Below are 13,931 nucleotides of genomic sequence, written 5' to 3'. Positions count from 1 at the left end.
CACCCCACCTTAACCGGTGTCAGCTTTTGTCCAGATATTCCCACTCCTCCGGCACCGTGGACATCAGCGCCTCCATCGCTGCGCGCGCCAGCTGCGGGTGCTGCTCGACGAAGCGCTCGGCGTCGTCGTAGGCGCGCTGCACGATGTCGTAGTCGTCCACCAGGTTGATCAGCCGCAGCGTGCGGTGGCTGCCGGACTGGTTCACGCCCAGGATGTCGCCCTCCTGTCGGGTGCGCAGGTCGAGCTCCGCGAGAGCGAAGCCGTCGGTGGTGGCAGCGACCTGGCAGACGCGCTCGAACGCCGGGGACTCCTCGTCGGCAAGCGTGTGGAACAAACACAGCGACTGATTGCCGCCGCGGCCAACACGCCCGCGCAGCTGGTGGAGCTGGCTCACACCGAAGTGCTCCGACTCGCGCACCATCATCACGGTCGCGTTGGGCACGTCCACGCCCACCTCGATTACCGTGGTGGACACCAGCACGTCGATCGCCCCGGCGGCGAAATCCTTCATCACCGCGTCCTTGTCCTCGCCCTTCATCCTGCCGTGGAGAACGCCGACCTCGAGGTCGGCGAACTCGGTGGCTGAGAGCATCGCGGCAGTGATGAGCACGCCGCCGTCGCCGTCGATACGCGGGCAGACAATATAGGCTTGGCGCCCGGCCTGGGCCTCCTCACGGATCTTTTCCCAGCCGCGCTCTACCCACGCGGACTTGAACTGCGGGACGACGGAGGACTGGATCGGTTTGCGCCCGCCGGGCAACTCGCGCAGGGTGGAGATTTCCAAGTCACCGAAAACGGTGATCGCCATGGTGCGCGGGATCGGGGTGGCCGTCATCACCAGCACGTGCGGCGGGTGCTCCCCGCCCTTGGCCCGCAGCGCGTCTCGCTGCTCGACGCCGAAACGGTGCTGCTCGTCAACCACCACGAGGCCGAGGCGGAAAAACTCCACGCCCTCCTGGATCAGCGCGTGGGTGCCCACCACGATGTCGGCCTGGCCGGAGACGATGTTGAGCATCGCTTCCTGGCGCTGCGCGGCGGTCATCGACCCCGTCAGCGCCACAACGCTCGTGGTCAGGCCGGCGCGCAGCGCGGTTTCCTGTAGCGAGCGGGCGTGCTGCATGGTCAGCACCTCCGTGGGCGCGAGCAGGGCGCACTGGGAGCCGTTATCCACCGCCTGGAGCATCGCCAGCAGGCTGACGATGGTTTTGCCGGAGCCGACCTCGCCCTGGAGCAGCCGGCTCATCGGGCGCGGCCGCGACATGTCCGCGGTGATGTCGGCCAGTACCTGTTTTTGCCCGTCGGTCAGGGGAAACGGCAGGTTGCCCAGCAGCTGGTCGAACTGCCCGCCGCGCACCGGGGGCAGCGCGGTCGCGTCCTCGAGCAGGCGATCCGCGCGGCGTACCGCCATCACCAGCGCGATGCCGCTGGCCTCCTCGTACTTCAGGCGCCGCCGCGCCGCATCAGGGCCGGCCGGGCCGGGCTCGTGGATCTCCCGGATCGCCTTGTTCAGCGACGAGTAACCGATCGGGGTAAAACCCAGCGGCTCCTCGACCTTCGGCAGCGTTTTGAGCACCGCGTGCACCGCGCCCATGATGGTCCACGTGCTCACCTTCGACGTCGCCGGGTACAGTGGCAGCCACTCGCGGCCGGAGAGGATCTCCTCCAAGTCGCCAAAGTGGGACAGCTGCTTGAGTGCCCCGGTTGCCTGGGTGGGGCCGTCGAGAAGCACGAAGTCCGGGTGCTGGAGCTGGGGCGCCGAGCGGAAGAAGCTGAGCTTGCCGGTGAGCATGACTCGCTTGCCTTCGGTCAGCGCGCGCATGGCGAAGCGGGAGCCGAAAAAGGTCGCGCCGATGCGGTAGCGGCCGTCGTCGACGGTGATTTTGTAGATCGGCTTGCCCTCGCGCGGGATGAAATGGGTATCAATGACGCGGCCGATGATGCTGATCGTGTCGCCCTCGCGCGTGCCTTCGAGCTCGCTGCCCGCGCCGTAGTGCAGGTACTTGCGCGGGTAGTGGCGCAGCAGGTCGCCGCAGGATTCGATGCCGAGGTGCTTGTGCAGGGCGCGGGCCTGTTTTAAGGGAATGACCAAGTTAAGCGGCCGCGGATCGATGGTCCCCAACACTGCGCTACTCCACCCCGATCTCCGCTATCGCACCCAAGCTATCGGCCGGGTAAATGCGCACCTCCGCGCCCAGCGTGGTGGACAGCAGGTCGTGGTCGAGCGAGGGGATCTCCACCGGGTCGTAGAGCACGGAGATCAGTTCCCCGCCGCCCTCGAGCAGGTGCGCGCAGGCCTCGGCGACCGCGTCCTCGGGCGCGCCGCTGGCGTGCTCGACCACGGCCGTGCGCATCTCCTCGGCCGCCTCCGCCATCGTCTCCGCCGCGACATCCATGTCGAGGGCGGCGTCGTGTACTGCAAGCGCCGCGATGCCCGTGACCAGGCGCACGGTCGGCAGCGCCGTGAAGTGTTCGACGGTTTCGCTCGCCGCCTTAACGCTCGCCACACCCACGTCGCTCATCAGCCCGTTGGGCAGGAAGATGACCTCGCGCGGGCGGGCCTCGGCAACCGCCGCGAGGGCAGCCTCGACGGTGGCGGCCTCGTCTCCTTCTGGGGCGATGGTCGTGGCCCCGGCCTCGGAGTACAGCTGGGCGAGCGAGCCCGGCGGGGTGATCGCCACGATGAGGCGATCGGTCGGCGCGGGATTTTCGATTTCGGGCAGGACCTCAAGGCGCAGGTCGGATACCTCGCCAAGGGCGAAGCTCGCCTCGATCAAGGCCCCGGCGTTGACGGAGTGGACGTGGACTTTTGCCTCGGTGTCGCTCGCGCGGGCGATGATGAGGCTGTCACCCCCGGCGTCGACAAGCGTGCGCTCAAGCTCGTCGACGGGTCCGGAGAACATGAACATGATCTCGAGATACGCGGGGGCGCCGTGGCCCTCCTCGGCGACCGGCGCGGGAGCTTCGCGGGCTTCCTCACCCGTGACCTCGGCGAGCAGCTCGTCGAGCAGGATCACCAGCCCGGTGCCGCCGGCGTCCACGACACCGGCATGGCGCAGCGCCGCGAGTTGCGACGGCGTGCGCTCAAGCGCCTCGCGCGCGGCCACCGCCGCCGCCTCAACCACCTTGTCCAGCGGTTTGCCCACGGCGTCGCGGGCGGCGTCCGCGGCGGCGAGCAGCACGGTGACCACCGTGCCCTCAACCGGATCGACGATCGCGCGCTCGACGAAGTCCACGCCCGAACTCAGCGCCTCGGCCACGACCTCGCCCGTCACCTCCCCTCCGCCGACGGACTGGGCCACGCCCCTGATTACCTGGGACAACACCACGCCGGAGTTGCCGCGCGCGCCGCGCATGCTGCCGACCGCCAGCGCCTCAGCCACCTCGACCAACGAGGCCGACTCATCGAGCTTCGCGGCCTCGCGCACGGCCTCGGCCATCGTGTGCGCCATGTTCGAGCCGGTGTCCGCGTCCGGGACAGGGAAGACGTTGAGCTGGTTGATCTCCACGCGACGGCGATCGAGTTCAGATGCCGAGCGCTGCGCCCACGACAGGAGGTGGGCGACGTCGAACACTGGCTCGAGCGCGGGTGGGTTAGCCATGGCACCCGAGTTTACCCCGGCGCCGATTAACCGCGCGAGGCACTCTCACAACGACCAGTCAACCGGGTCCGCACCCTGGCTGACCAGCAGCTCGTTCGCGCGGGAAAACGGCCGGGAGCCGAAGAACCCGCGGCTGGCCGACAGCGGCGAGGGGTGCGCCGACTCGATCCTCGGGGTCTCACCCAAAAAACGCGCGGCGCTTTGCGCGTCGCGGCCCCACAAGATGGCCACCATCGGGCTGCGGCGCGCACCCAGCGCCCGAATCGCCGCCTCAGTCACCGCCTCCCACCCCTTGCCGCGGTGCGACGCCGGGGCACCGGGGCGCACGGTGAGCACCCTGTTGAGCAGCAGGATGCCCTGGGAGGCCCAGCTGCTCAAGTCGCCGTCCGCGCGCGGGGCGATCCCGAGGTCGTCGTGGAGCTCTTTGTAGATGTTGACCAGCGAGCGCGGCGGGGCGACCCCGGGCTGGGTGGAAAAGCTCAACCCCATCGGGTGCCCGGGCGTGGGGTACGGATCCTGCCCGAGGATGAGCACGCGCACCTCGTCGAAGGGGTCGGCGAACGCGCGCAGGATGTCGTTTCCGCGCGGCAGGTACTCGCGCTCGGCGCGCAGAAAGTCGCCCATCGCGTGGATCTGATCGGCCACCGGGGCGAGCGGCTCCTGCCACGAGTCGTGGACTGGTAACCGTGACGCGTGCGTCATGAAAAACTCTCCCATCCTTGGCTGTATGCCGGGGTGGAGGCGTCGACAAGCACGCCCGCACCCTTGCGGACCTCGCCGATGGTGCGAAAGCCGACCGGGGCGGAGCCGTCGATCGTCCCGAGCAGCGTGTGGTCTTCGCCGCCGCTTAAGACCCACTGCCACGGGTCGATGCCGAGCAGCTCGCCCGCGGCGACCTGCAGCTCATCCGGGGCGAGTGCCGCGGAATCGAGGTCGATGAGCACCTTGGAGCGCTCCGCCAGCACGCCGACATCACGCACCAGCCCATCGGAGTTATCCGTCATCGCGGTCGCCCCGGCGGCCCGCGCGATCATGCCGCGGCCTGGCGTCAGCTCCGGCGCCTGGTAGGCATGCACCAGCGGGTGCAGGTGCTCGGGAATGTCCGCACCGGATTGCAGCAGGGCGAGCCCGGCGGCGGAGTAGCCGATCTTGCCGTGGGCGACAACGCGCTGGCCCGCACGCGCCCGGCCCAGCTCAAGGGGAGGCAGGCTGCCGCCGAGAGAACCCACCGCACTGATCGACAGCACGAGCGAGGCGCCGCTGGTGACGTCCCCGCCGACGAGCTCGGAGGTGTACTCGCCCACCTTCGACTGGATCCCGGCGGCGAATTGACGCACCACCTCAAGCGGCAGCTCGGGCGGGGCGGAAAACGCCAGCACCGCCGCGATCGGCCGCGCACCCATCGCCTCGATGTCGGCGAAGTTCTGCACCACGGCCTTGCGCCCCACCGCGAACGGCGTGGTCAGCTCGGGCGCGAAGTGGCGGCCCTGAACCAGCATGTCTGTTGTGACCACGACGCGGGAGTTCGGCACCGGCGGGGTCAGCACGGCGGCGTCGTCACCGTTGAAGGGCGACGGCGCCTCGCCGAGGATCGCGCGGATGACCTCGTGCTCGCCCACCTCTCCCAGCGTCGGGCCGGTGGTGGGAAAGCCTGTCTCAATCACGGGTGCGTGCGCCTTTCGTTAGACTGCCTAATCATGAGCAAGGATTCCGCTACCCCGATTCCCAAGCCATTCATCGTTATCAGCCTGGTCCTCGCGGTGGCGCTGATCGTCGGAGTCCTCGCCGGAGCCAAAGTCTACTTCAACCGCGTTGCGCTAACGCCGGTGTCCATGCCCGAACTGCCCTCGCCGCTGGCCGATTCGCCGGAGTGCGCCTCGCTTCTCGACGCCCTGCCCAACACGCTGATGGGCCACAAGCGCGCCGAGCTCGCCGAGCCGGCACCCGCGGGTGCCGCCGCGTGGCAGTCGTCATCCACTGAACGTGTCACGCTGCGCTGCGGGGTGGACATGCCACTGCAGTACACCGAGTACACCCCGACGTTCGAGGCCGGCGGGGCGCAGTGGATGCGCATCGACGATCCCATCGCCGGCTCAAACCTGACCACGTGGTACACCACCGACCGCTCCCCCGTCGTCGCCGTCACGGCGAACGGCGATACCGGCGACCCCGCACGCGCGCTTGCCGACGTTAACGCCGCTGCGTTGCCGGAGGCGACCCATCCTCCCGCCCCCGCCCCGCTTTCGCAGCTAACCGATAGCCCCGCCACCGAAGCGGGTACCTGCGACGCACTGCTATCCGCCCTGCCGCAGTCTCCCGCCGAGGGGTACACGCGCCTCGACGTCGAGCAGGAACGCACCGTGGCCTGGCAGGCAGAGGGCAAGGAGCCGATTGTTCTGCGCTGCAATGTCGCTCCACCGGAGAACTACGAACCCGGCCTGCAGCTCTACCAGATTAACGGGGTGACCTGGTTTGAAGACACCGAGCTCGCGGGCAACCCCGGGGCGTCGACCTGGTTCGCGCTCGGCCGCGACGCCGTGATAGCCGTGCACCTTCCCCAGGGCGAAGGCAACGCCGCGGTGACCGCGCTGTCGGAAGCTATCGAGGCGACCGTGCCAGCGCGGTCTGAATAAGGGTGTGCAACAGCTCGGGGTAGCTCACTCCCGAGGCCTTCCACACCTGCGGGTACATCGAGATCGCGGTGAAACCCGGCATGGTGTTGATCTCGTTGAGAACCGGCCCGCGCTCGGTGAGAAAGAAGTCCACCCGTGACAGCCCGCGGCAGCCGAGGGCGCGAAACGCTGTGATGGCGAGCGAGCGAATCTGCTGCGTGACTTCCTCGCTGTAGGGCGCGGGGATGGTGGCTGTCACGCCCTCGTCGAGGTACTTCGTTTCAAAGCCGTAGAAGCCTTCCTCGCCGTCCTCGGTGCCGTTGAGCGTGGCGGGCACGGAAGCCTCGACGCGGCCGTCCGGGTACTCGAGCACGCCGACCTCCACCTCGTCGCCGACAAGCTCCGCTTCGACAATCGCCTTGGAGTCAGACTGCAGCGCGACGGCGATCGCGTCGTCCAGCTCAGCCCAGTCGCTGACCTTGGACACACCGATTGAGGAACCACCCCGGGCGGGTTTGACGAATACGGGCAGGCCGAGGCGCTGCTTGGTGGCATCGTCAAGCGACTCGCCGCGACGCACGATGACCTCGTCGGTCACCGCGATACCCGCAGAGGAGACGAGCCGCTTGGTGTATTCCTTGTCCATCGCGCACGCGGAGGCGAGCACGCCCGGACCGACGTAGGGCAGGCCCGAGAGCTCGAAGAAGCCTTGGATCGTGCCGTCTTCGCCGTACATGCCGTGCAGCACGGGGAAGGCGACGTCGACGACCTCGAGGACCTCGCCGGTTGCGACGTCCGAAATCGTGCCGCGGCGCTGCGGTGTCGCCGTCAGCGCCACCTCGCGCCCAGGCGCGACCTCGGGCAGCGTCGCGCCGCCGACAGGGTCGATACTGCCGGTGACCCACGCGCCCTCACGGGTGATGCCGATGGGGACGATCTCGTAGGTCTCCTTCGGCAGCTGCGCCATAATGGCCCCGGCGGAGATGCAGGAGATGGAGTGCTCGGTGGAGCGGCCACCGTAAATTACTGCTACACGAATCACGTGTCGAAGCCTACAAGGCGTTACTCGGACTTTTTCGAGCGACCCATCAGCGCCACGATGACGTCTGAGACCCCTGCTCCCTCGTGGCACACCGCGCGCACCGCGGTGGTAATCGGCATGTCCACGCCCGCCTCCGTGGCCAGCTGGTAGATCGACTGCGAAGAAATTACACCCTCAGCGACCTGCCCCCTGGTCGCCGCCTTGGCCTCCTCCAGGCTCGCCCCCGCGCTCAGCGCCGCGCCGAAGGTGCGGTTGCGCGACAGCGTGGACGTGCACGTGGCCACCAGGTCGCCCATTCCCGCTAGGCCGGAAAAGGTGCGCGGATCGGCGCCGAGCTCAATGCCGAGGCGCGCAATTTCCGCCAATCCGCGCGTAATCAGCGTCGCCTGCGTGTTGCTTCCCAAGTTCAACCCCGCCGCCATGCCGCAGGCGAGTGCGATGACGTTCTTGCAGGCCCCGCCGAACTCCGCGCCGACGACGTCGGTGTTCGTGTACGGGCGCATGTAGCGCGTCGAACACGCCGCCTGGACCAGCTTCGCGCGGTTGAGGTTCGTGCACGCGATCACCGTGGCCGCCGGCTGCTCCTCGGCCACTTCGCGGGCCAGGTTGGGCCCGGTGAGCACGGCGATACGCTCCTCGTTCGCCCCGGTGATCTCCGCGATGATCTGGGACATGCGCAAATGGGTGCCGTACTCAATGCCCTTGGAGATGGACACTAGGGTGGCGTCGGCAGGCAGCAGCGGTTGCCAGACCGAAAGGTTCTCGCGCATCGTCTGGCTCGGGACCGCAAAGATCACGATATCCGCGCCATCCAGCGCTTCCCCGGGATCGGCGGTGGCTACCAACGCCTGCGGGAGGGTGATGTCGGGCAGGTAGTCGGCGTTGACGTGCTCGGCGGTAATCGACCGCGCAAGCTCCGCACGCCTCGCCCACAGGGTGACCGCGTTGCCGGCGTCTGCAAACACTTTCGCCAACGCCGTACCCCACGACCCTGCACCCATCACCGCTACGTTGACCATCGCACGCTCGCTTTCCTTGAAGTCTTCGACAGCACCCCCGGGGGCATGTACCGTCCAAGATTAGCCGGATGCGGTGCGCGACACGCGGGCGGGTGAGTTCGCACTACCGCGGAGTGTGCGCCACAATGTCTCCATGGCATCTAGGGCGACAATGCACGAAAAAGACAAAGACGACCGCGGAGAGATGTTCCTCACGGGCCGCCACCAGGAAATCCCGCGCCACCCCGAGCGCGAATTCAACAAGACCACGCTCGCGGCCGGTGCCGTGCTGTGGCGCGGCGACCTGGAGGCTGTCGAAGAAATCGAGGTCGCCTGCATCCACCGCCCGCACTACGACGACTGGTCCCTGGCCAAGGGAAAAGTCGACCCCGGCGAGTCCCTCGTCGCAACCGCCGTGCGCGAGATCAAAGAAGAGACCGGCTACGACATCCGCCTGGGCAAGCTTTTGGGCAAGACCATCTACCCGGTGAAAAACACCACCAAGGTGGTCTATTACTGGACGGGTCAGGTCACCGGCGGCGAGTTCACGCCCAACAGCGAGGTCGATGAGATCCGCTGGCTGCCCCTCGATGAGGCCAAGGAGCTGCTCACCTACGACCTGGACCGCCAGGTACTTCACAAGGCGGAGAAGCGCTTCCGCCTGCCCGCCACCTCGCGGATCCTCTACGTGCGCCACGGCCGCGCCCACGAGCGCGAGAAGTGGAGCGGCGACGACAACCTGCGCCCGCTAGACAAGAAGGGCCGCCGCCAGTCCGAGATGCTCGTGCCGATGCTCGCCCCGTTTAACCCGCAGCGCATCTTCTCCGCCGAGCCCGACCGTTGCCGAACCACCGTCGCCCCGCTTGCCGACGAGCTCACGCTCGACGTCGAAGTCAACGAGCTTTTCGGCGAGCGCGCCTGGGTGGATAATCAGGTGGCCTGCAAGCAGGCCTTCGCGGACGTCGTCGCGCTCGGCGGGGTGAGCGTCATCTGCTCCCAAGGCGGGATCATGCCGGACATCATCGCCTGGCTCTCCGACACCGGAAGGCTGCCCATTGACGGCCCCATCTCCGTGAAAAAGGGCGGGGTCTGGGTGCTGTCCTTCAACGGTGACGACCTCACCGGTGCCGACTACATGCCCTCCGCCCTGCCGGTGCGCTAGCGGCGCTACACGCTGGGTTTGAACGCCGGCCGCTGCGACTCGAAGGCGTCGATCGCGGGCTCGTCGCGAAGCGTCAGGCCAATGTCGTCGAGGCCCTCGATGAGCCGCCAGCGGGTGTAGTCGTCGATGTCGAAGGTGTAGGTGTTCTCCCCGACGGTGACGGTGCGGTCCGCGAGGCTGACGGTGACCTCCATGCCCGGGTTCTGCTCGAGCTGCTTCCAGATCAGCTCGATGTCGGACTCGCTCATCACGCCCGCCAAGAGCCCGGCCTTGCCGGCGTTACCCCGGAAGATGTCAGCAAAGCGCGGGGAGAACACGGCGCGGAACCCGTAGTCGCCCAAGGCCCAGACAGCGTGCTCGCGCGAGGATCCCGTGCCGAAATCCGTTCCGGCGAACAGCACCGAGCCGTCCTTGTACTCATCCTGGTTCAGCACGAAGTCCGGTTCATTGTCGCGCCAGTTGGAAAACAGGCCGTCCTCGAACCCACTGCGGGTGACGCGCTTGAGGTAGCGCGCCGGAATGATCTGGTCGGTGTCCACGTTCGAGCGCGTCAGCGGGACGCCAACACCGGTGTGAGTGGTGAACTTTTCCATTCTCGTGTGCTCCTTCTTACAGATCAGCGGGGCTGGACAGGTGGCCGGTGACAGCGGTTGCCGCCGCGACCAGCGGGGACACCAGGTGCGTGCGCCCGCCGGGTCCCTGGCGGCCCTCGAAGTTGCGGTTCGAGGTCGAGGCAGAGCGCTCCCCTGGCTTGAGCTGATCCGGGTTCATGCCCAGGCACATGGAGCAGCCGGCGGTGCGCCACTCTGCACCGAACTCGGTAAACACCTTGTCCAGGCCCTCCTCCTCGGCCTGCTGTTTAACCATGGTGGACGAGGGCACGACCATCATGCGGGTGCCGTCTGCGATGCGGCGGCCCTTGAGAATCTCCGCGGCGGCGCGCAGGTCCTCGATGCGGGCGTTGGTGCACGATCCCAAGAACACGGTGTCGATCTTGATGTCGCGCAGCGGAGTGCCCGGCGTCAAGTCCATGTACTTGAGAGCCTTTTCCGCGGCGCGCTTCGCGGTGTCATCGTCGAAGGACTCCGGATCGGGCACGTTCTCCGACAGCGGCAGGCCTTGGCCCGGGTTGGTGCCCCAGGTGACAAACGGGGTGAGCGCGGAGCCGTCGATCTCGACGACGGTGTCGAAGGTGGCGCCGTCGTCGGTAGGCAGGGTCTTCCAGTACTCCACCGCGGCGTCCCAATCGGCGCCGGCGGGGGCGTACTCGCGGCCCTTGACGTACTCGAAAGTCTTCTCGTCGGGGGCGACCATGCCGGCGCGGGCACCGGCCTCGATGGACATGTTGCAGATGGTCATGCGCGCTTCCATGGACAGCTTGCGCACGGCCTCGCCGCGGTACTCGATGATGTGGCCCTGGCCCCCGTTGGTGCCGATCTTGGCGATGATCGCCAGGATCAGGTCCTTGGCGGTCACACCCTCGGCGAGCTCGCCGGAGACCTCGATGGCCATGGTCTTAAACGGCTTGAGAGAGAGCGTCTGGGTGGCCATGACGTGCTCGACCTCGGAGGTGCCGATGCCCATGGCGATGGAGCCGAACGCGCCGTGGGTGGAGGTGTGCGAGTCACCGCACACGATGGTCATGCCGGGCTGGGTGATACCGAGCTGCGGACCGACGGTGTGGACGATGCCCTGCTTCACGTCGCCCATGGAGTGCAGGCGCACGCCGAACTCCTCACAGTTCTTGCGCAGTGTTTCCACCTGGATGCGTGAGGTTGGCTCCTGAATTTCGAGCAGGTTGCCAGTTTTGATACCCAGGGTGGGCACGTTGTGGTCCTCGGTCGCCAGGTGCTGGGCGGGGCGTCGGATTGTCCGTCCCGACATACGCAGCCCGTCAAAAGCTTGCGGGCTAGTGACTTCGTGGAGGAGTTGAAAGTCGATGTAGATCAGGTCAGGGTCGCCGTCTGCCCCCTTTGTCACCACGTGGTCCCGCCACACTTTCTCGGCGAGTGTCAAAGGCTTGTCTGCCATCGCTTTCCTCCTCTGGTAGTCACGAACATTCCCATTATGCGGAATGCTAGTATCCATCGTGTGAGACAGTATAGCGAAGACTCCGGCATTAAAGTGCTCGACCGCGCCATCGCCATCGTCCGCTCCGTCGCCATGGGCGACAAGTCGTTGGCGAACCTAAGCGAGGATACTTGCCTGCCCCGAGCCACGACACACCGCATCGCCACCGCGCTCGAGGTACACCGCGTGCTCACACGCACCCCCTCCGGCGAATGGACCATCGGCCCCGCACTCGCCGGTTTTTCGGCCAAGGCGTCACCGCGCCTGCTCTCTGCGGCCGAGCCGATCATGCGCGAGCTGGTCACCACGACCGGAGAATCCGTGCAGCTCTACGTACTCACCGGCAACACGCGCACCTGCATCGCCGCCGAGGAGCCGCCCAGCGGACTGACCTACACCGTGCCGGTGGGCTCGCAGCTTCCTCTGACCGCGGGCTCCGCGGCGCGCGTCTTCGCCGCCTTCGACCTGATTGCGGACCACCCGTTTCCCGAGCCCGAGCTCGACCGGGTGCGCAGCGAGCACCTGGCCGAGTCCGTCGCTGAGCGCGAGATCGGCCTGGCCAGCGTGTCCGCCCCCATCATGGACTCCGCGGGTCACGTGCTGGCGGTGCTTTCGGTATCGGGCCCGGTCGAGCGCCTCGGCCCGCGGCCGTGCGAGACGTGGGGCAGCGTCGTCAGCGCCGCGGCCGGGCGCCTGAGCAGCGCACTGTAGGAAATACATCCCCCCAGTGCGATACTGCTCGGAAGCGTTAGGAACTTTCGCGCCGCCACATCCGACTACCTATAAAGCCTTCTTTACGAACCGCGGCTTTTGTGTGTATCAGTCAACCTTGTCCGCCTCTGATAGTTAAACCAGCTAGGAGCCAGCACCATGGAGCTTGATCTCGTCGATCTCTCCCGGTGGCAGTTCGGCATCACCACCGTCTACCACTACATCTTCGTTCCGCTCACCATCGGGCTCGCCCCGGTGGTTGCCATCATGCAGACGCTCTGGCAGGTAACGGGCAAAGAACCCTGGTACCGCGCCACGCGATTCTTCGGAAACCTGTTTCTGATCAACTTCGCCATGGGTGTGGTCACCGGGTTGGTCCAAGAGTTCCAATTCGGTATGAACTGGTCCGAATACGCCAGCTTCGTCGGCGACGTCTTCGGCGCTCCCCTCGCCTTCGAGGGCCTCGCGGCGTTCTTCTTCGAGTCCGTCTTCCTCGGCGTGTGGATCTTCGGCTGGGGACGCGTCCCCCGCTGGGCGCACCTGGTCTCAATCTGGATCGTTGCCGTGGCCGTGAACGTCTCGGCCTACTTCATCATCGTGGCCAACTCGTTTATGCAGCACCCCGTCGGCGCGCGCTACAACCCCGAGACTGACCGCGCCGAGCTCATCGACTTCGCGGCGCTGCTGACCAACCCCACGGCAGTTCAGGCCGTGCCCCACGCCATTTTCGCCGCCTGGATGCTCGCCGGCACCTTCGTCTGCGGCATCGCCGGCTGGTGGATGGTGCGTGAGGCGCGCCAGGGCGACCCCGACAACACCGCGGCGACGATCTGGCGCACCTGCACGCGCTTCGGGGCGTGGATCATCCTCGTCTCCTCAATCGGAGTTGCCTTGACCGGGGACGCACTGGCCAAGCTCATGTTTGTCCAGCAGCCGATGAAGATGGCCTCGGCGGAAGCGCTGTGCCACACCGAGACCGATCCGTACTTCTCGATTCTGTCGGTGTCGACCATGAACAACTGCGAAACGGCGATTCACTTAATCGACGTCCCGTTCGTGCTGCCGTTCCTCGCCGAGGGTCGCTTTAGCGGCGTGACCCTGCAGGGCGCGATGGACCTCAACACGCAGTACCAGGAGCTTTACGGGCCGGGTAACTACATCCCGAACCTCTTTGTCACCTACTGGTCCTTCCGCCTGATGATCGGTTTCATGGCCGTGCCCGCCATCATGGCGGTCGTTGCCCTGTGGAAGACCCGTAAAAAGCGCGTCCCCTCCGAGAACTGGATCCAGATCGCCTGCCTGGCCGCGCTGCCCGCGCCGTGGATTTCCAACTTCTCCGGCTGGATCTTCACCGAGATGGGCCGCCAGCCGTGGGTGGTCCACCCCAACCCATCGTTCCAGGGAGTCAACGGACCCAACGGGGAACAGAACATCCATATGATCGTCGACTTCGGCGTCTCCGACCACCAACCATGGCAGGTGTTGTTAAGCCTCGGGGTGTTCACCGCCCTCTACGGCATCCTCGCCGTGATCTGGTTCGCGCTGATGCGCCGCTACACCCTCTACGGCCTCGACCAGCCGGGCATGTCCGCCGGCGACGCGGCCAACCCGGCGGCGGCTTCTTACGGCCCGGCCGACGACGCGGAGCTCGAGCCGCTGAGCTTTGGCGTGACGACGTCACCGGGGCGCGGCGATGGGGCGTCGACAAGCATGCGCGAAGGAAAAGGAGAATAGCTG

The 13,931-nt window shown here is 66.9% G+C and carries 12 protein-coding genes; 4 read left to right on the top strand and 8 right to left on the bottom strand.

Going from position 1 to position 13,931, the window contains the following annotated elements:
• Positions 1-19: 19 nt before the first annotated feature.
• Genes RIU96_RS07805 through RIU96_RS07790 form a run of 4 tightly spaced genes read right to left on the bottom strand, consistent with a single transcriptional unit; the run spans position 20 to position 5,263 of the window.
• Positions 20-2,122 (bottom strand): ATP-dependent DNA helicase RecG, encoded by a 2,103-nt coding sequence (locus tag RIU96_RS07805; RefSeq protein WP_311204859.1) that lies wholly within the window; start codon positions 2,120-2,122, stop codon positions 20-22.
• Positions 2,123-2,126: 4 nt separating this feature from the next.
• Positions 2,127-3,599 carry a DAK2 domain-containing protein gene (locus RIU96_RS07800; protein WP_311204858.1) on the bottom strand — a complete coding sequence of 491 codons (1,473 nt, stop codon included), beginning with the start codon at positions 3,597-3,599 and terminating at the stop codon, positions 2,127-2,129.
• A 45-nt stretch (positions 3,600-3,644) separates the two neighbouring features.
• Positions 3,645-4,301, bottom strand: a complete 657-nt coding sequence (locus RIU96_RS07795) for a uracil-DNA glycosylase (protein ID WP_311204857.1) — start codon at positions 4,299-4,301, stop codon at positions 3,645-3,647.
• Entirely contained in the window at positions 4,298-5,263 is a 966-nt protein-coding gene (locus tag RIU96_RS07790) for a thiamine-phosphate kinase (protein ID WP_144690096.1), read from the bottom strand. The genes RIU96_RS07795 and RIU96_RS07790 overlap by 4 nt, the downstream gene beginning before the upstream one ends.
• A 33-nt stretch (positions 5,264-5,296) precedes the next feature.
• Here RIU96_RS07790 and RIU96_RS07785 point away from each other — a divergent pair, with 33 nt between their 5' ends.
• A complete protein-coding gene (locus RIU96_RS07785) occupies positions 5,297-6,232 on the top strand; it encodes a DUF3515 domain-containing protein (protein ID WP_259787515.1) in 936 nt (311 codons plus the stop codon).
• Here RIU96_RS07785 and RIU96_RS07780 read toward each other — a convergent pair.
• Positions 6,198-7,253, bottom strand: a complete 1,056-nt coding sequence (locus RIU96_RS07780; protein WP_311204856.1) for a D-alanine--D-alanine ligase family protein — start codon at positions 7,251-7,253, stop codon at positions 6,198-6,200. The genes RIU96_RS07785 and RIU96_RS07780 overlap by 35 nt on opposite strands.
• A gap of 20 nt (positions 7,254-7,273) precedes the next feature.
• A complete protein-coding gene (locus RIU96_RS07775; protein WP_144779846.1) occupies positions 7,274-8,272 on the bottom strand; it encodes an NAD(P)H-dependent glycerol-3-phosphate dehydrogenase in 999 nt (332 codons plus the stop codon).
• A 133-nt stretch (positions 8,273-8,405) separates the two neighbouring features.
• Between RIU96_RS07775 and RIU96_RS07770 the strand changes: the two genes are divergently transcribed.
• Positions 8,406-9,413, top strand: a complete 1,008-nt coding sequence (locus RIU96_RS07770) for an NUDIX hydrolase (RefSeq protein ID WP_311204855.1) — start codon at positions 8,406-8,408, stop codon at positions 9,411-9,413.
• Positions 9,414-9,418: 5 nt separating this feature from the next.
• Here the strand turns inward: RIU96_RS07770 and leuD are convergent, their stop codons facing one another.
• Positions 9,419-10,006 (bottom strand): 3-isopropylmalate dehydratase small subunit, encoded by a 588-nt coding sequence (gene leuD / locus RIU96_RS07765; protein WP_259787516.1) that lies wholly within the window; start codon positions 10,004-10,006, stop codon positions 9,419-9,421.
• Between the two features lie 16 nt (positions 10,007-10,022).
• Positions 10,023-11,444: a 3-isopropylmalate dehydratase large subunit gene (gene leuC / locus RIU96_RS07760; protein WP_259810282.1), complete on the bottom strand. Its 1,422-nt coding sequence runs from the start codon at positions 11,442-11,444 to the stop codon at positions 10,023-10,025.
• A gap of 36 nt (positions 11,445-11,480) precedes the next feature.
• On the opposite strand from leuC, the gene RIU96_RS07755 reads away from it, so the two are divergent.
• Together RIU96_RS07755 and RIU96_RS07750 are read left to right on the top strand one after the other, a co-directional pair.
• Entirely contained in the window at positions 11,481-12,194 is a 714-nt protein-coding gene (locus RIU96_RS07755; RefSeq protein ID WP_259813819.1) for an IclR family transcriptional regulator, read from the top strand.
• Between the two features lie 159 nt (positions 12,195-12,353).
• Positions 12,354-13,928, top strand: coding sequence for a cytochrome ubiquinol oxidase subunit I (locus tag RIU96_RS07750; protein ID WP_311204854.1), 1,575 nt, complete (start codon positions 12,354-12,356; stop codon positions 13,926-13,928).
• The last annotated feature ends 3 nt before the right edge of the window (positions 13,929-13,931 follow it).

This window comes from Corynebacterium sp. Z-1 (assembly GCF_031844665.1).
Lineage (GTDB): Bacteria > Actinomycetota > Actinomycetes > Mycobacteriales > Mycobacteriaceae > Corynebacterium > Corynebacterium sanguinis.
Note: the sequence above shows the minus strand (reverse complement) of the source record. Positions and strands in the feature narration are given on the sequence as shown.

What these genes read in the sequence shown, in the direction of transcription:
- RIU96_RS07800 (WP_311204858.1), bottom strand. Translation starts at nt 3,599, where the DNA reads ATGGCTAACCCACCCGCGCTCGAGCCAGTGTTCGACGTCGCCCACCTC.
- RIU96_RS07795 (WP_311204857.1), bottom strand. Translation starts at nt 4,301, where the DNA reads ATGACGCACGCGTCACGGTTACCAGTCCACGACTCGTGGCAGGAGCCG.
- RIU96_RS07785 (WP_259787515.1), top strand. Translation starts at nt 5,297, where the DNA reads ATGAGCAAGGATTCCGCTACCCCGATTCCCAAGCCATTCATCGTTATC.
- RIU96_RS07775 (WP_144779846.1), bottom strand. Translation starts at nt 8,272, where the DNA reads ATGGTCAACGTAGCGGTGATGGGTGCAGGGTCGTGGGGTACGGCGTTG.
- RIU96_RS07770 (WP_311204855.1), top strand. Translation starts at nt 8,406, where the DNA reads ATGGCATCTAGGGCGACAATGCACGAAAAAGACAAAGACGACCGCGGA.
- leuD (WP_259787516.1), bottom strand. Translation starts at nt 10,006, where the DNA reads ATGGAAAAGTTCACCACTCACACCGGTGTTGGCGTCCCGCTGACGCGC.
- leuC (WP_259810282.1), bottom strand. Translation starts at nt 11,444, where the DNA reads ATGGCAGACAAGCCTTTGACACTCGCCGAGAAAGTGTGGCGGGACCAC.
- RIU96_RS07755 (WP_259813819.1), top strand. Translation starts at nt 11,481, where the DNA reads ATGCGGAATGCTAGTATCCATCGTGTGAGACAGTATAGCGAAGACTCC.
- RIU96_RS07750 (WP_311204854.1), top strand. Translation starts at nt 12,354, where the DNA reads ATGGAGCTTGATCTCGTCGATCTCTCCCGGTGGCAGTTCGGCATCACC.